Genomic DNA, 15542 nt, shown 5'->3' with positions numbered 1-15542 from the left:
CAATAATTGTGGAGCCAAGCATGACGATGCCTATCGAACTGGTGCGCCAGCTCACCGAAGAACAGATTGCCTTTGTCCAGCGCAGCGGGCTCAAGGCCGAAGTGCTGGAAGTCGGCCACGTGCGCCTGCTGATGCCGCTGGCGGGCAACCAGAACCATATCGGCAGCATGTACGCCGGCGCGCTGTTCACCCTGGCAGAAATTCCCGGCGGTGCGCTGTTCCTCACCAGCTTCGATGCCCAGCGCTTTTACCCCATCATCAAGGAAATGAACCTGCGCTTTCGCCGCCCGGCAACCGGCGATATTCGAGTCGAGGCACACCTTGCAGCAGAGGAAATCCAGCAGCTGCAAAAACAGGCAACAGAACTGGGCAAAGCCGAGTATGTTTTACAGTTGCAGCTAACCGATGAGAGTGGTGAAGTAGTGGCCGAGAGTCGCGGCCTTTACCAATTGCGCGCACGCTGACACCTGACCTTGCCCTAGGTCAAAAGTCCAGCTATGACTCGAGGTCACAATAAATGTGCCGACATGCATCGGCAGGAGAACGCCGACCATGCCCAGCCACATCCTTATTGCCCACGACCTGCGCGACACTGCCGACATGGCGCTGTGCCGCGCCACCCAGCTGGCCAAGCAATTCAACGCCAAACTGACCATCCTGCATGTGCTCGACCCGAGCAAAAGTAGCCAAGAACATGAGCAGGCCAAGCAGGCGCTTGACCGCAGCCTGACCCAATACGCACCACCCGGCAGCCAACTGCTGATCCGCACAGGCATCAAACCGTCGGAAGTGGTGCTGCAACAGCTTAATGAGCTGGGTTGCGACTTGCTTGTACTCGGCGGCCATCACCAGCGCCACGACTTCTTCTCCGGCACCAGCCTCGACCGCATTGCCCGCAACTGTCCGGTGCCACTGCTGCTGGTAGCGCGTAACGATTTCAAGCCATACCAGCGTGCACTGGCGGCCATCGATTTCTCACTCTGCGCCTGCAGCGCCCTCGGCCAGGCCTACCGCCTGCTGCCGGAAACGGCCGAACTGCACGCCCTGCACGTCTTCGAGCCAGACAAGGGAACGCCCAAGCAGGTTGAAGCGCAACTGACCACGCAAAAAGCCCTGATCAACCAGCTGCTGGAAGATGAAGCGCAGAACCTGCCAGAGAAAGGCCCGACCTTGACTCACTCGGTGGAGCAAGGCGGCATCCTGCGCTGCCTGCAAGCACGCTTGAAGAGCACCAACACCGAACTGCTGGTACTCGGCAGCCACGGCCGCAGCGCATTGTCGCAAGCATTGCTCGGCAGCCTGGCGCAGCACTTCCTGCACAAGGCGCCCTGCGACATCTACGTCGTCAGGTAGGTTTTCTTCGCCCAACAAAAAAGCTGCCTAGGCAGCTTTTTTGTTATCCAGACTCAACTCAATCAGCACTGTTGAGCAGGTCATGCAGCTCGACAAACTGCTGAGTCAACTTGTGATTGCGGTCCAGGTAGATCAGCGGCGTGCAGGCCTGGTGCGATTCGCGCATCTTCACCGAACTCATCAGGTTGACCGGCAGCACCGGCAGACCCTCGGCAATCAGCTCATCGAGCAGCTGCTGCGGCAGGCTGGCGCGCGGCTGGAACTGGTTGACCACAATGCCTTCGACTTCCAGGCCCTCGTTGTGGTCTTCCTTAAGCTCTTCGATTTCGCGCAGCAGGCCATACAGCGCCTGGCGCGAGAAGCTGTCGCAGTCAAACGGAATCAACACACGGTCAGCGGCGATCAACGCGGAGACGGTGTAGAAATTCAGCGCAGGTGGGGTATCGAGGTAGATGCGCTCGTAGTCTTCACTGAGGTCTTCGAGCAGTTTGCGCAGCTTGTTGATCTTGTGTTTTTGCTCAAGCTTCGGCTGCAGGTCGGCCAACTCGGCGGTGGCGGTGACCACATGCAGGTTGTCGAACGGCGTCTCGTAGATATCCACGCTGCCCTTCTTGCCGAAAGGCGCCGATGACAGCGTGCCTTTAAAGAACTCGGCAATGCCCATGGGGATGTCCTCACCGGTCAGGCCGGTGAGGTAATGGGTCGAATTGGCCTGGGCATCCAGGTCGATCAGCAGCGTGCGATAGCCCTGGGAAGCACTGACCGCGGCCAGGTTGCAGGCAATACTGGACTTCCCCACACCGCCCTTCTGATTGAAGATCACGCGCCGCATGAAATACCCCCTGAATCCCGCATAAACCCCGAAATGGTCCCGGATTCTATGCAAACTACGTGACAAGGGCGAGATTTTCGGCAAAACCCCGCCGCCTCCGGTCAGAACAGTAGGCCATAGATTTGCGCACGGCCCGTACGGTCTGGATAATGCCAGCACTTCGCCATGCCTGCTGCCAAGCCCTCCGCTGGTTGCGGCTGGCGGCAGCCGACATGGATGCCCACCGCGTGACACATTTCAGGATCGAACAATGGCGTGCCTGGGCTCCTGGCCTGGACAGCACGGCTGACTGGTGCGCCTGGCATCAGGCACCGTCGCGCCTGGTGGATGCGGGCCAGCAACCGGATGTCAGCGCGCTGCCGGCCATGCAGCGCCGCCGCCTGAGCCGCCTGGCGCGGATGGCCTTCCACGTCGCCTGGCCGCTGGCCGAAACGCACCCGCAATTACCGATGGTGTTCGCCAGCCGGCATGGCGAAACCCCGCGTACCCTGACCATTCTCAGTGATCTGGCGCACAACGAGCCGCTGTCGCCGACCCAGTTCAGCCTCTCGGTGCACAACGCGATCATCGGTCTATGGTCGATACAGCGCGGCGATCACAGCGAAATGACGGCCATTGCCGGCGCCGGCGACGGCCTGGAAAACGCCATATTGGAAGCCTGCGGCATGCTCCACGACGGCGCACCAGCAGTGCTCGTGGTGATTGCCGAAGAAACTCCGCCCGAGCTTTACGCGCCATTTATCGACGACGTCCCGTTCCCCTATGCCGTTGGCCTACTGCTGACGCCGGGCGATGACTGGCAGCTGCACCTGAGCCGGGCCGATGGCGCCGGCAGCGAATGGCCCCACGCTCTCAACCTGGTCCGCGCCCTGTGCAGCGACCAGCCGACCCTGCAGCACCACTGGAAGAGCCGACAATGGACCTGGTCACGCAACAAGGCCTGAGCCGTTACAGCCCGCCTTATGTCTGGCGGCTGGTGGCCACGGCCCTGAGTTTCAGCCTGTTCGGCATCGGCGGTGTGCTGCTGCGCGTGCTGATCTTCCCCCTGCTGGCCCTGCTGCCAGGCGATGCCCTGAGCCGGCGCACCCGCGCCCGCGCGGTGGTGAGCAAAACCTTCTACCTGTTCGTGCGCTTTATGTACCGCAGCGGCGTACTGACCTACGAAGTCGAAGGCATCGAACGCCTCGGTCAACCGGGACAAATGGTCATCGCCAACCACCCCTCGCTGATCGATGTGGTGGTACTGATCGCCTTTATTCGTAATGCCAACTGCGTGGTCAAACAAACCCTGTGGGACAACCCGAGCATGCGCGGCCCCTTGCGCGCGGCCCACTTCATCAGCAACAGCGGCAGCATGGACATGCTCGACGAAGCCGCCGGCGCGCTGCAAAGCGGCCAGACCCTGGTGATATTCCCCGAAGGCACGCGCACCACGCCGGGGCAGGCCCCGGAGTTTCACCGTGGTGCAGCGGCCATCGCGATTCGTGGCGCACGCATCGTCACCCCAGTGGTGATTAGCGTCAGCCCCACCACCCTGACCAAAGCCGAGCCCTGGTACAGCATTCCGTCGCGCCGTTTTCACATTCGCCTACGCGTAGGCGAGGATATTGACCCACAGCAGTTCAATGCCATGGGGGCGCCGCCGATAGCCTCGCGCAAACTCAACGATTTTCTGCACCAACACTTTATGAAGGAGCTCGCCAAAGATGAGCGATTTACAGCTGGAAATTAAAAACCTGATTATCGATGCCCTGGGCCTTGAAGACATGGCGGCCGAAGACATTGCCGCCGACCTGACGCTGTTCGGCGAAGGCCTCGGCCTGGACTCGGTCGACGCCCTGGAGCTCGGCCTGGCGATCCAGAAGCGCTTTGGCATCAAGATCGACGCTGAAGCCAAAGACACCCGCAAGCACTTTGCCAACGTAGCCAGCCTGGCGGCATTCGTGTCATCGCAACAGACCGCCTGAGGGAGCCGCCGATGCAAACCCGTGAAGAGATTTTCGACACCCTGCGTGACGCGCTGGTCGAGCTGTTCGAGTTGGACGCCGAACGTATTACGCCGGGAGCCAACCTCTATCAGGACCTTGAGATCGATAGCATCGATGCCGTGGACCTGATCGACCACATCAAGCGCCAGACCGGCAAGAAGCTTGCGGCCGAAGAGTTCAAGGCAGTGCGCACGGTGGGTGACGTGGTCGAGGCGGTGCTGCAGCTGGTTAACGCTCCAGCCAGCGAATAATGAGTCGTCTATTTGGCCTGCTCCTACTGCTGGCCGGACTGCTCTACCCCTTTGCCGTGTACTACGGCATGGAGCACCTGTCGCCACGCCTGTTCGCCCTGCTGCTTGGTGGCCTGTGGCTGGCCCGCGCGCTCAGCCAATGGGGCAAGCCGGGCAACCGCTGGATGACCGCTGTGGCCCTGGGCTTCTGCCTGCTTCTGGGCCTGGCTGGTGAGCCAGAGCTGCTGCGCTGGTACCCGGTGCTGCTTAACGGCCTGCTGCTGGCGCTGTTCGGCCTTAGCCTGAAGTTCGGCCCACCGCTGATCGAGCGCCTGGCGCGCCTGACCGAGCCGCAGTTGCCGGAGGTTGCCGTGCGCTACACGCGGACTGTTACCCAGGTCTGGGCCGGGTTCTTCCTGGCCAACGGTCTGGTGGTGGTGGCGCTGAATATCTGGGCACCGCTGAGCTGGTGGACGCTGTATACCGGGCTGATTGCCTACGGCCTGATGGGCCTGCTGTTTGCGGGTGAGTGGCTGGTGCGCCAGCGTGTTAGGAGACATGAATGAACTGGCTGTCCCTCGAGCACCTGCTGCTCGACGCCCACCCCGGTCGCGCAGTAAGCGCGGACCTGGATCACCCCCAGCTGCGCCAGCATGCCCTGCAATTGGCGGCTGAGCTGCAAGGCCGTGGCGTAAAACGCCTGGCGCTGTACCTCGACGATGCCGGTGAACTGGCCATCGCCCTGCTGGCCGCCTGGCGCGCCGGGATTGCTGTGCTGTTGCCAGCCGATGCGCAGCCGCAGACCCGCCAGCGTATGAGCACGCAGTGCGACCTGTGGCTGGACAATCTTGATGGCCTTCTTAACGCCGACAGCGCTGCGCTGCCGCCGGCCCCGCTTGATCTCGACCAATGCCGACTGACCCTGTGCACCTCCGGCTCCAGCGGCGAAGCCAAGCTGATCGACAAATCCCTGCGCCAGCTGGCCAATGAAGTGACCGCCCTGGAGCAACTGTGGGGCGCGCAACTAGGCAACGCGACCATTCTTGGCAGCGTCGCCACCCAGCATATCTACGGCCTGCTGTTTCGCGTGCTCTGGCCGCTGTGCGCCGGCCGCGTGTTTCTGCGCCGTGCCCAGCCGTTCCCCGAGGATTTGCAACGCGAAAGCCTGGCCAGCGGTACTGATTTTGCCTGGGTCGCCAGCCCGGCTCTGTTGAAGAGAATGGGCGACAACCTCGACTGGAATGCCCTGAGCGCAGTGCGCCAGGTGTTCTCCTCCGGTGGCGCGCTACCAGCGGAAACCGCTGCCGAACTGCAGCACCTGCTTGGCCAATGGCCCACGGAAATCTACGGCAGTTCGGAAACCGGCGGCATCGCCTGGCGTAAGGGTGGCGAGCTGTGGACGCCATTCGCCGGCATCGAACTGGGACAGAATGCCGAAGGTGCACTGCACCTGACCTCACCCTACCTGCCCGTCGGCCATCGCGAACAGACCGCCGATGCGGTGGAACTGCAGGCCGACGGCCGCTTTGCCCTGCGCGGCCGCCTGGATCGGATTATCAAACTGGAAGAAAAGCGTATCTCCCTGCCCATGCTCGAACAGGCACTGAGCAGCCACGCATGGCTCAGCGATGCGCGCCTCGGCGTATTGCAGGAAGGCCGTGCCTACCTCGGCGCCCTAGTAGCCTTGAGCCCAGCCGGCATGCATGCGCTGCGCAATGAAGGGCGCAAGACCGTCACCGAAACCCTGCGTCACCACCTGGCCGGTCATTGCGAAGCCATCGCCCTGCCCCGCCGTTGGCGCCTGCTCGCGCAGCTGCCCTATAACAGTCAGGGCAAGCTGGCCCAGGCCACCGTCGAAGCAATGCTGGCCGAGCCACGGCCAACCCAGGTGGAACCACTGTCGGCCGTGGAGCAGGACGGTGAATGGCAATTGGAGCTGTTGGTGCCGCTGGACCTGGCGCACTTCAGCGGTCACTTCCCGAAAACGCCAGTACTGCCAGGCGTGGTGCAAGTCGATTGGGCGCAGCAACTGGCGCGTCAGTTGATCAAGGACCTGCCACCACGCTTCAGCGGCATGGAAGTGCTGAAATTCCAGCAACTGGTACGCCCGGGAGATCGCTTACAACTGAGCCTGCGTTTCGACGCGGCGCGCGGCAAGTTGTACTTCGCCTTCCGCAACGGCGAGGTCGCCTGTTCCTCCGGACGGATTCTGCTGGGAGCTGCCCGTGCATAACCCCTGTGCGGTGATCCCGGTCTATAACCACGAACACGCGCTGCCCGTGGTGGTCGCCGCGCTGCACGCGGCCGGCCTGCCCTGCGTGCTGGTGGACGATGCCTCCAGCCCAGCCTGCGCGGCGGTGATGGATCAGCTGGCCGTTCAGCCTGACACCCACCTGGTGCGGCTGGCGGTGAATCAGGGCAAGGGCGGCGCGGTAATGGCCGGCCTGCGTGAAGCGGCGCGACTGGGTTTCAGTCATGCGCTGCAGGTGGATGCTGACGGCCAGCATGACCTCAGTGATCTGCCGCGCTTTATCAACGCCTCGCAGGCCGCCCCTGCGGCGCTGATCTGCGGTTACCCGCAGTACGACGAGAGCGTGCCAAAAGGCCGCCTCTACGCACGCTACCTGACCCACGTCTGGGTGTGGATCAACACCCTGTCGCTAAGCATCCGCGACTCCATGTGCGGCTTTCGCGTGTACCCGCTGCCGGCCACCTTGGCACTGATTGATTCGGTAACCCTGGGCAAGCGCATGGACTTTGACACCGAAGTACTGGTACGCCTGGCCTGGCGCAATCAGCCGATGCAGTGGTTGCCGACCCAGGTGCACTACCCGCTGGACGGCCTCTCGCACTTTCGCCTTTGGCTCGACAACGCGCTGATCTCGAAGATGCACGCCAAGCTGTTCTTCGGCATGTTGCTGCGCGCCCCGCAGATCCTCTGGCACAGGTGGCGCGGATGAGCCAGCCACACTGGGCCGGGCAACGTGAGCGCGGCAGCTTTATCCTGATGAAATTCACCGCTTGGCTGGCGCGCCTGCTCGGCCGCCGGCTGATCAGCCCGCTGCTGTACCTGATCGTGCTGTATTTCTACCTGTTCGGCGCCGAAGCGCGACGCAGCATTTATCAATACCAGCGCAACCTGGCCACCTGGAGCGGACGCCGCGAACTGCAACCCAGCCGCCTGTCGGTGCTGCGCCACTTTATGAGTTTCACCGACACTCTGCTGGACAAGCTCGACGTGTGGAACGGCAAGCTCGGCCTGGAGCAGGTGACCCTGATCGACCCAAGCAACGCCTGCACCCAGCTGCGCCAGGAAGGCCGTGGACAAATGCTGGTGGCCGCGCACCTGGGCAACCTCGAAGTCTGCCGCGCCCTGGCCGAACTCGGCGAGCAGGTGACGATGAACGTGTTGGTGCACACCAAACATGCCGAACAGTTCAACCGCCTGCTCGGTGAGGCCGGGGCCACGCACTTGCGGCTGATTCAAGTCAGCGAGCTGGATGCGGCGATCATGCTGCAATTGTCCGAGCGTCTGGAGCGCGGCGAATGGCTGGCAATTGCCGGTGACCGCGTACCGCTCACCGGGAGCCGCACGGTTAACGTGAACTTCCTCGGCAAGCCCGCCGCGTTCCCACAAGGCCCGTGGCTGCTGGCCGGGCTGCTGCAATGCCCAGTCAATCTGATTCACTGCCTGAAAATCGATAACCGTTACCAGGTGATCATTGAGCCCTTCGCCGAGCGCCTGCACTGGAAGCGCAGCGAACGGGACGCCGTGATCCGCCACTGGACCCAGCGCTACGCCGACCAGCTCGCGCAACGCTGTCTGGATGCGCCCCTGCAATGGTTCAATTTCTACCCGTTCTGGAATGAAGATGACGACACATCAGCCTGATCCCATCGTGTTTGGCGAGCGCCCCCTGAGCATCGAACAGGTTGTCGCCCTGGCCAGCCGCAGCGCACCGGCGCAGCTGCAAAGCGATACTGCCTACCGCGAAAAAATCGCCAAAGGCGCGCGTTTCCTCGACAGCCTGCTGGACAAGGAAGGCGTGATTTACGGCGTCACCACCGGCTACGGCGACTCCTGCGTAGTGGCCGTGCCGCTGCACCAAGTCGAAGCTTTGCCGCGTCACCTCTACACCTTCCACGGCTGTGGCCTCGGCAAGCTGCTCGATGAGCCTGCCACCCGTGCCGTACTGGCCGCGCGTTTGCAGTCGCTGTGTCAGGGCGTTTCCGGCGTGCGCGTGGAGCTGCTCGAACGCCTGCAGGCGTTTCTCGAATTTGATGTGCTGCCGCTGATCCCGGAAGAAGGCTCCGTGGGCGCCAGCGGCGACCTCACGCCGCTGTCCTATGTCGCCGCCACCCTCAGCGGTGAGCGCGAAGTGATGTTTAAAGGTGAGCGCCGTAGCGCCGCCGATGTGCATAACGAACTCGGCTGGACGCCGCTGACCCTGCGCCCAAAAGAAGCGCTGGCGCTGATGAACGGCACCGCCGTGATGACCGCCCTGGCCTGCCAGGCTTATTCGCGCGCCGATTACCTGCTCAAGCTGGCCACCCGCATCACCGCGCTTAACGTGGTGGCGCTGGAGGGCAATCCGGAACACTTCGACGAGCGCCTGTTCGCCGCCAAACCGCATCCGGGGCAGATGCAGGTCGCCGCCTGGCTGCGCCAGGACCTGGCCATCGACGCGCCGACCGCGCCACTGCACCGCCTGCAGGATCGCTACTCGCTGCGCTGTGCGCCGCACGTACTGGGTGTGCTGGCCGACAGCCTGGGTCTGCTGCGCCAGTTCATTGAAACCGAACTGAACAGCGCCAACGACAACCCACTGATCGACGCCGAAGCCGAGCGTGTGCTGCACGGCGGGCACTTCTACGGCGGGCATATCGCCTTCGCTATGGACAGCCTGAAAAACCTGGTGGGCAACGTCGCCGACCTGCTTGATCGGCAGCTCGCGCTGCTGGTCGACACCCGCTACAACCATGGCCTGCCGAGCAACCTGTCCGGCGCACCAAGCGTCAGCGCAATGATCAACCACGGCTTCAAGGCCGTGCAGATCGGCACCAGCGCCTGGACCGCCGAAGCCCTGAAAAACACCATGCCGGCCAGCGTGTTCTCCCGCTCCACCGAATGCCACAACCAGGACAAGGTGAGCATGGGCACCATCGCCGCCCGCGACGCCCTGCGCAGCCTGGAGCTGACCGAGCAGGTCGCCGCCGCCACCTTGCTGGCCGCCAACCAAGGCGTGTGGCTGCGCCAGCGCGACGGCAAGAACGACATCCCCGCGCCGATCGCCGCCATGCGTGAACAGCTGGCCGTGGACTTCCACCCGGTGATCGAGGACCGCGCCCTGGAAGCCGAGCTGCGCCTGTGCCTGGTGCGCATCCGCGCGCAGCATTGGAGGCTCTATGCGTAGCAAAGGCGTATTGCAGGCGGAAATCGAACTGCAGGTGCCGTTCTTCGACGTCGACATGATGGAAGTGGTCTGGCATGGCCACTACGTCAAATACTTCGAACAAGCGCGTTGCGCCCTGCTCGACAAGCTCGGCCACAACTACATACAGATGCGCGCCGCCGGCTACGCCTGGCCGGTGATCGACCTGCAGCTGCGCTATATCCGTGGCGCGCAGTTCGGCCAGAAGATCATCGTGCGCGCCGACCTGGTGGAGTGGGAGAACCGCCTGAAGATCAACTACCTGATCACCGATGCCGCCAGCGGCGAGCGCATGACCCGCGGCAGCAGCGTGCAGGTGGCGGTGGAAATCGCCACCCGCGAGATGCAGTTTGCTTCGCCCAAGGTGCTGATCGACGCCGTTGCAAAGGTGCTGGCGTGAAAGGCCTGCTGGCAGGCCTCGGCTTCTGGCTGCTGAGCCAGAGTGCGCTGGCCTTCGACCTCGACCAGCTCAGCGCCCAGCTGGCTAAGCCTGCTGTGGTGCGCGGCCCGCTGATTCAGGAGAAGCACCTGCGCGCCCTGCCGCAGCCACTGACCAGTCGCGGCCAATTTGTGTTGAGCCGCGACCTGGGCCTGCTCTGGCAACTGCAAAGCCCGCTTAAGCAGGATTACCGCATCGACAGCCAGGGCATCGCCAAACGCACGCCCAGCGGCTGGCAACAGCAGCCCGGCCAGGATGTCGCCGCGCAACAGAGCCGGTTGTTTCTCGCCGTACTCAAAGGTGACCACAGCGGCCTGGCGCGGGATTTCGAGCTGCAGTTGAGCGGCACGGCCGAGGCCTGGCAACTGCGCCTGGTGCCGAACTCGGTGTTGCTCAAGCAGATTTTTAGCCGCATCCAGATCGACGGCGGCGCGCTGGTGCAGCGCATCGAGCTGCATGAAACCCAGAGCGACCACAGCGTGCTGCGCTTACCGGACAGCCAGGCTGGCGATGCCTTGACGGAACAGGAGCGGCGCGACTTTGCGCAGTGAACGCTGGCTGCCGCGCGGCTTTCTGCTGCTGCTCGCCGCCCTACTGGCGCTCGCCGCGTGGCAATGGCGCAACGGCCCGCCCGTGGCTGCGGATATGCTCGCGCTGTTACCGGCCGGCAGTGGCGACGCCCTGGTGCAGCAGGCCGAGCAACGTATGCAGGAGCCGCTCAATCGCGACCTGTTGCTATTGATTGGCCACCCGCAACGCGACCAGGCGATTGCCCTGGTGCAGCAGGTGGGCGAGCAGTGGCGCGGCAGCGGCCGTTTCGCTCAGGTGCAGTGGAGCGTCGACAGCGACCTCGCGGCGCTGCGCGATTACCTGCGCAGCAACCGCCTGGCCCTGCTACCGACGGCGGATCGCCAGCTGCTGCTGGAGCAACCGCAACAACTGATCGAACAACGCGCCGCCCAGCTGTTCGACACCTTCGCCGGTTTTAGCCTGCTGCCCATCGAGCAGGATTGGCTGGGCCTGGGTGTACGCGCACAGCAGGCACTGAACCCCGGCAGCCGTATCCAGGCCGACCTGAGCAGCGGCGCACTGCTGCTGGAAGAACCGGGCATGACCTGGGCCCTGCTGCGTGCCAGCGCCAAAGGCAGCGCCTTCGATATGCAGGAGCCGCCGCTGATAGCCGTCCAGGTCGCCGCTACCCGTGCACAGATCGAAACAGCCGGAGGTCAACTGTTGGCGGCCGGTGGCGTGTTGTATGCGGCAGCCGGGCAAGCCAAGGCCACCCGCGAGATCAGCCTGATTGGCGGCGGCGCCACCCTCGGCACCTTGCTGTTGTTGCTGCTGGCCTTCCGCCGCGTGCGCGTGCTGGTCAGCCTGCTGCCCATCGGCATGGCACTGCTCGCCGGCTGCACCGCCTGCGTGCTGGTATTCGGCCAGATCAATGCTCTGACCCTGGTACTGGGTGCCAGCCTGGTCGGGGTTGCTGCGGACTATCCACAACACTATTTAAGTAAAAGCTGGAGCCACGCCGAGGGCACAGACGGCTGGACCAGCTGGGACGCCCTGCGCGCCACCTTGCCGGGACTGAGCCTGAGCCTGGGCACCAACCTGATCGGCTATCTGGCGCTGGCCTTTACCCCGTTTCCGGCGCTAACCCAGGTCGCGCTGTTCTCCGCTGCCGGGCTGATTGCCGCTTATCTGTGCTCGGTATGCCTGCTGCCGGCCTGGCTGCGTGGCCTGCGGCTAAGCCCATCGCCGCAGCTGCTGAGTTTTAGCCAACGCCTGCTGGCCGGCCGGGCACGTCTGTTAGCCAAGATCGGCAGCGCGCCGCTGCTGGTGCTGTTGCTGCTGTTTTGCGCCGGCGGGCTGTGGCAGCTGCATACACAAAATGATCTGCGCCAATGGCTGGGCCAGGAGCCGCAACTGCTGGCCGAGGCCCAGCGCATCGCCGAGCTGACCGGCCAGCAGCCCACCAGCCAGTTCTTTCTGGTGCGCGCCGCTAACCCGCAGCAGCTGCTGGAACGCCAAGCGGCGCTGAGCCAGCGTCTGGATCAGGCGGTGCAGAACGGTCAGTTGCGTGACTACCGCGCCCTCAGCCAACTGGTCGCTCCCGAGAGTCAGCTGCAGGAACTGCGCGCTGCACTGAGCGAACTGCCGCAGCACTGGCAACCGCTGCTCGACCTGGGCATTGCGCCTAGCGCACTGCATAACGAATTGCTGGAACTGCAACAGAACAACCAAGCGAGCCTGGAACAAGCCCTGGCCAGCACCCTGGGCGAGGCCTGGCGACCGCTATGGCTGGGCGCTCATGCAGACGGCGTAGCCGGGCTGGTCAGCCTGCAGGGGCTTAGCAACAGCGCCGAACTCAAGCCGCTGGTCGAGGGCCTGCCGGGGGTGCAGCTGGTGGATCGAATCAGCGAACTCAACGCGCTGTTTAGCGCCACCCAACTTAGCGCCGCCGAACTAAAACTCATCTCCAGCGTGGCGATCCTCTTGCTGCTGTGCCTGCCATTCGGCCTCGGCGGCGCACTGCGGGTGGTCTGCCTGCCGCTGCTGGCGGCCCTGGCGGCGCTGGCCTGCCTGGGTTGGCTGGGCCAGCCGCTGACGCTGTTCAGCCTGTTCGGCCTGCTGCTGATCACCGCCATCGGCGTCGATTACGCCATTCTGATGCGCGAGAACATCGGCGGGCCGGCGGTCAGCCTGCTCGGCACCCTGCTCTCGGCGCTGACCAGCTGGCTGTCGTTCGGCCTGCTGCTGATCAGCGAGACCCCGGCGATTGCCAACTTCGGCCTGGCAATCAGCCTTGGCCTGCTGTTCTGCTTTCTGCTGGCACCCTGGGCCGGCACCCGGCAAAGCACAGCTAACCAGGCGCAGACGCTATGAGCATCGCCCTGGCCTGGCTGGCATTGCTCGCGCTATTTGCCCTGGTGACCTGGCTGGGCAAACGCCTGCGCCTGATTCCGATTGTCAGCCAGTTGCTGCTGGCCACCCTGGGCCTGCCGCTGCTGATGCTATGGACCACGCCGCTGGGCTTCGGCGCCCGCGAGCTGCTCGCCCCGGAGTGGCTGGAGCCTTTGTATGGCGTGGCCTTCTGCCTGTTGCTGGGGCATATCCTCAGTGATGTAGTCGACCTGCAACTGGAGCCGGGTAGCCTGCAGATCGCCTTGCCGAGTTTCTTTGTGCCGTTCTTCTGCGGCCTGGCCTGCGCCTTCTGGCTGCTGCCGGAGCAAAGCGGCCTGGCCACTATTGCTGTGGGCCTGTTGTTTGCCCTGACCGCCATTCCGGTGCTGTTTCTCTACCTGCAGCATCTCGGCTACCCGGTGGCCAAGATCCGCCAGCTGCTGCAGGCGGCAATCATCATGGATTTGCTGTGCTGGCTGATCTTCGGCCTGGCCCAGGGCAGCAGCGATCCGGCCACCCTGCTCTGGCCGCTGCTGGCCGCCAGCGTGCCACTGCTGTTGAAGCTGCTGCCGCTGCGCTCGGCGCTGCTCAATGGCAGCTGCTTTCTCGCCCTGCTGCTGTTGATGCAGCAGCTGCACCTGAATGCCCTGGTGTTCGGCATCGCCTACCTGTTGCTGCTCACCGCCCTGCGCTTGCCTTTGCGCCTGCCGCTACCCGCCGGGCTGCTGCGCTGGCTGCAAACCTGGCTGGCGGTGCCGCTGATTTTGGCCTTTGGCCTGTTGCAGATCGACTGGCACGACGCCTGGCTGGGGTATTCTGCCTGGCAATTTGCGGCGCTGTTGCTGCTGCCGATCATCAGCAAACTGGCTGGTAACTGGCTGGGCCTAAGCTGGGCCGCCGGACAACTGCGCGCCTATGCGGGGCAGTGGCGCGAAAGCCTGCTGTTGAATACCCGTGGCCTGACTGAAATCATCTTTCTCAATTTGCTGCTGCAACAGCAGATAATCAGCCCGGCACTGTATTTCGCCCTGATGCTGATGGGCCTGATCTCGACCCTGTTACCGGCCCTGGCCGGTGCTTACCCACACGCCGCCACGCATGAGGCCAGAAGCCGCTATGAAGTCTCTTGAAGTCGAACAACGCCAAGTCGTAGTGATAGGTGCCGGCCCGTCCGGGGCGATTGCCAGTGCGCTGCTCAAGCGCAATGGCCATAACGTGCTGGTGCTGGAGCGCCAGCGCTTCCCGCGTTTCTCGATTGGCGAAAGTCTGCTGTCGCACTGCCTGGACTTTGTTGAAGAAGCCGGGATGCTCGACGCGGTGCGCGCGGCCGGCTTTCAGACCAAGCATGGCGCGGCCTTTGGCTGGGGCGAGCGCTATACCGAATTCGATTTCCGCGACACCTTTACCCCAGGGCAGGGTTCGACCTATCAGGTGCTGCGTGCCGATTTCGACAAGCTACTGGCGGATCAGGCCGAGCTGCAGGGTGTGGAAATTCGTTATGAAGAAGAAATCTTCGCCGTTGATTTCAGCGCCGACCGCCCACGCTTGAGCGTGCGCCGATTGGCCGATGGCCATGAATACCAAGTCGAGTGCGCCTTCGTCCTCGATGGCAGCGGCTACGGCCGCGTGCTGCCGCGCCTGCTCGACCTCGACACGCCGTCGAGCTTCCCTGTACGCCAGGCAGTGTTTACCCACGTCGAAGACCGCAGCGAGGGCACCGGTTTCGACCGCGAGAAGATCCTCATCACCACCCACCCGACCCTGCGCGACGTGTGGTTCTGGACCATCCCGTTCAGCAACGGCCGCTGCTCGGTCGGTGTAGTGGCCGATGCCACCCGCTATCAAGGTCGCCCGGAAGATCTCGACGCCTGCTTGAAGCAATTTATCGAAGAGACCCCCAGCCTGCACAAGGTGCTGAAAAACGCCGTGTGGGACACCCCGGCGCGCACCATTGGCGGCTACTCGGCCAACGTAAAAGCCCTGCACGGCCCAGGCTTTGCCCTGCTCGGCAATGCGGCGGAGTTCCTCGACCCGGTGTTCAGCTCCGGAGTGACCATCGCCATGCGTTCTGCGAGCATGGCCGCTGGCCTGCTGCACCGCCAACTCAGTGGCGAGACGGTAGACTGGGAGCAGGACTTTGCCATCCCACTCAAGCGCGGCGTCGACACCTTCCGCGTGTATGTCGAGGGCTGGTATGACGGCAGCTTCCAAGACGTGATCTATTACGAGAAGGCCCAGCCGGAAATCCGCCGGATGATCAGCTCGATCCTCGCGGGCTATGCCTGGGACGCGAAGAACCCCTATGTGGCAGAGCCCAAGCGCCGCCTGCGCGTACTCGCCGAAGTCTGCGCCAGCCAATAAATAAGG

At 63.6% G+C, this 15542-nt stretch carries 17 protein-coding genes; 16 read left to right on the top strand and 1 reads right to left on the bottom strand.

Annotated elements, in window-relative coordinates; all coding sequences use genetic code 11:
- Positions 1–20: 20 nt before the first annotated feature.
- Positions 21–464, top strand: a complete 444-nt coding sequence (locus tag CUR33_RS04325) for a YiiD C-terminal domain-containing protein (RefSeq protein ID WP_090249887.1) — start codon at positions 21–23, stop codon at positions 462–464.
- Between the two features lie 88 nt (positions 465–552).
- Positions 553–1353, top strand: coding sequence for a universal stress protein (locus CUR33_RS04320; protein WP_090249890.1), 801 nt, complete (start codon positions 553–555; stop codon positions 1351–1353).
- Positions 1354–1411: 58 nt separating this feature from the next.
- On the opposite strand, the gene CUR33_RS04315 is transcribed toward CUR33_RS04320, so the two are convergent.
- The gene (locus CUR33_RS04315; RefSeq protein ID WP_090249893.1) at positions 1412–2185 is read right to left on the bottom strand and encodes a ParA family protein; all 774 of its coding nucleotides are present in this window, start codon (positions 2183–2185) and stop codon (positions 1412–1414) included.
- A gap of 212 nt (positions 2186–2397) precedes the next feature.
- On the opposite strand from CUR33_RS04315, the gene CUR33_RS04310 reads away from it, so the two are divergent.
- The 14 genes from CUR33_RS04310 to CUR33_RS04245 are packed head-to-tail and all read left to right on the top strand — an operon-like array spanning position 2398 to position 15536.
- Entirely contained in the window at positions 2398–3129 is a 732-nt protein-coding gene (locus tag CUR33_RS04310) for a beta-ketoacyl synthase chain length factor (RefSeq protein ID WP_448703105.1), read from the top strand.
- On the top strand, positions 3102–3917 hold the full coding sequence (locus CUR33_RS04305) for a lysophospholipid acyltransferase family protein (protein ID WP_289238806.1): 816 nt from the start codon (positions 3102–3104) through the stop codon (positions 3915–3917). The genes CUR33_RS04310 and CUR33_RS04305 overlap by 28 nt, the downstream gene beginning before the upstream one ends.
- Positions 3892–4152, top strand: coding sequence for a phosphopantetheine-binding protein (locus CUR33_RS04300; protein ID WP_090249897.1), 261 nt, complete (start codon positions 3892–3894; stop codon positions 4150–4152). The genes CUR33_RS04305 and CUR33_RS04300 overlap by 26 nt, the downstream gene beginning before the upstream one ends.
- 11 nt (positions 4153–4163) lie before the next feature.
- On the top strand, positions 4164–4424 hold the full coding sequence (locus CUR33_RS04295) for an acyl carrier protein (RefSeq protein WP_289238805.1): 261 nt from the start codon (positions 4164–4166) through the stop codon (positions 4422–4424).
- Positions 4424–4969 (top strand): COG4648 family protein, encoded by a 546-nt coding sequence (locus CUR33_RS04290; protein ID WP_160085730.1) that lies wholly within the window; start codon positions 4424–4426, stop codon positions 4967–4969. Before CUR33_RS04295 ends, CUR33_RS04290 begins: the two co-directional genes overlap by 1 nt.
- Entirely contained in the window at positions 4966–6636 is a 1671-nt protein-coding gene (locus tag CUR33_RS04285; RefSeq protein WP_289238804.1) for an acyl-CoA synthetase family protein, read from the top strand. Before CUR33_RS04290 ends, CUR33_RS04285 begins: the two co-directional genes overlap by 4 nt.
- Positions 6629–7363: a glycosyltransferase family 2 protein gene (locus tag CUR33_RS04280; RefSeq protein ID WP_289238803.1), complete on the top strand. Its 735-nt coding sequence runs from the start codon at positions 6629–6631 to the stop codon at positions 7361–7363. Before CUR33_RS04285 ends, CUR33_RS04280 begins: the two co-directional genes overlap by 8 nt.
- Positions 7360–8295 carry an LpxL/LpxP family acyltransferase gene (locus CUR33_RS04275; RefSeq protein WP_289238802.1) on the top strand — a complete coding sequence of 312 codons (936 nt, stop codon included), beginning with the start codon at positions 7360–7362 and terminating at the stop codon, positions 8293–8295. Before CUR33_RS04280 ends, CUR33_RS04275 begins: the two co-directional genes overlap by 4 nt.
- Positions 8276–9817, top strand: coding sequence for an HAL/PAL/TAL family ammonia-lyase (locus CUR33_RS04270; RefSeq protein ID WP_289238801.1), 1542 nt, complete (start codon positions 8276–8278; stop codon positions 9815–9817). Before CUR33_RS04275 ends, CUR33_RS04270 begins: the two co-directional genes overlap by 20 nt.
- Positions 9810–10235, top strand: a complete 426-nt coding sequence (locus tag CUR33_RS04265; RefSeq protein WP_289238800.1) for an acyl-CoA thioesterase — start codon at positions 9810–9812, stop codon at positions 10233–10235. Before CUR33_RS04270 ends, CUR33_RS04265 begins: the two co-directional genes overlap by 8 nt.
- A complete protein-coding gene (locus CUR33_RS04260; RefSeq protein WP_289238799.1) occupies positions 10232–10825 on the top strand; it encodes an outer membrane lipoprotein carrier protein LolA in 594 nt (197 codons plus the stop codon). Before CUR33_RS04265 ends, CUR33_RS04260 begins: the two co-directional genes overlap by 4 nt.
- Entirely contained in the window at positions 10815–13157 is a 2343-nt protein-coding gene (locus tag CUR33_RS04255) for an MMPL family transporter (protein ID WP_289238798.1), read from the top strand. Before CUR33_RS04260 ends, CUR33_RS04255 begins: the two co-directional genes overlap by 11 nt.
- Complete coding sequence (locus CUR33_RS04250) at positions 13154–14305, top strand: sodium:proton antiporter (RefSeq protein ID WP_289238797.1); 1152 nt, start codon at positions 13154–13156, stop codon at positions 14303–14305. Before CUR33_RS04255 ends, CUR33_RS04250 begins: the two co-directional genes overlap by 4 nt.
- Positions 14292–15536, top strand: coding sequence for an NAD(P)/FAD-dependent oxidoreductase (locus tag CUR33_RS04245; RefSeq protein WP_289238796.1), 1245 nt, complete (start codon positions 14292–14294; stop codon positions 15534–15536). The genes CUR33_RS04250 and CUR33_RS04245 overlap by 14 nt, the downstream gene beginning before the upstream one ends.
- Positions 15537–15542: the final 6 nt, after the last annotated feature.

The organism is Pseudomonas sp. FEMGT703P (assembly GCF_002786345.1).
In the GTDB taxonomy this organism is placed as follows: domain Bacteria; phylum Pseudomonadota; class Gammaproteobacteria; order Pseudomonadales; family Pseudomonadaceae; genus Aquipseudomonas; species Aquipseudomonas peli.
This window is presented reverse-complemented; position numbering and strand designations above follow the sequence as displayed.

Coding starts and splice junctions, on each gene's coding strand:
- CUR33_RS04325 (WP_090249887.1), top strand. CDS start 21: ATGACGATGCCTATCGAACTGGTGCGCCAGCTCACCGAAGAACAGATT.
- CUR33_RS04320 (WP_090249890.1), top strand. CDS start 553: ATGCCCAGCCACATCCTTATTGCCCACGACCTGCGCGACACTGCCGAC.
- CUR33_RS04315 (WP_090249893.1), bottom strand. CDS start 2,185: ATGCGGCGCGTGATCTTCAATCAGAAGGGCGGTGTGGGGAAGTCCAGT.
- CUR33_RS04310 (WP_448703105.1), top strand. CDS start 2,398: ATGGATGCCCACCGCGTGACACATTTCAGGATCGAACAATGGCGTGCC.
- CUR33_RS04305 (WP_289238806.1), top strand. CDS start 3,102: ATGGACCTGGTCACGCAACAAGGCCTGAGCCGTTACAGCCCGCCTTAT.
- CUR33_RS04300 (WP_090249897.1), top strand. CDS start 3,892: ATGAGCGATTTACAGCTGGAAATTAAAAACCTGATTATCGATGCCCTG.
- CUR33_RS04295 (WP_289238805.1), top strand. CDS start 4,164: ATGCAAACCCGTGAAGAGATTTTCGACACCCTGCGTGACGCGCTGGTC.
- CUR33_RS04290 (WP_160085730.1), top strand. CDS start 4,424: ATGAGTCGTCTATTTGGCCTGCTCCTACTGCTGGCCGGACTGCTCTAC.
- CUR33_RS04285 (WP_289238804.1), top strand. CDS start 4,966: ATGAACTGGCTGTCCCTCGAGCACCTGCTGCTCGACGCCCACCCCGGT.
- CUR33_RS04275 (WP_289238802.1), top strand. CDS start 7,360: ATGAGCCAGCCACACTGGGCCGGGCAACGTGAGCGCGGCAGCTTTATC.
- CUR33_RS04270 (WP_289238801.1), top strand. CDS start 8,276: ATGACGACACATCAGCCTGATCCCATCGTGTTTGGCGAGCGCCCCCTG.
- CUR33_RS04265 (WP_289238800.1), top strand. CDS start 9,810: ATGCGTAGCAAAGGCGTATTGCAGGCGGAAATCGAACTGCAGGTGCCG.
- CUR33_RS04250 (WP_289238797.1), top strand. CDS start 13,154: ATGAGCATCGCCCTGGCCTGGCTGGCATTGCTCGCGCTATTTGCCCTG.
- CUR33_RS04245 (WP_289238796.1), top strand. CDS start 14,292: ATGAAGTCTCTTGAAGTCGAACAACGCCAAGTCGTAGTGATAGGTGCC.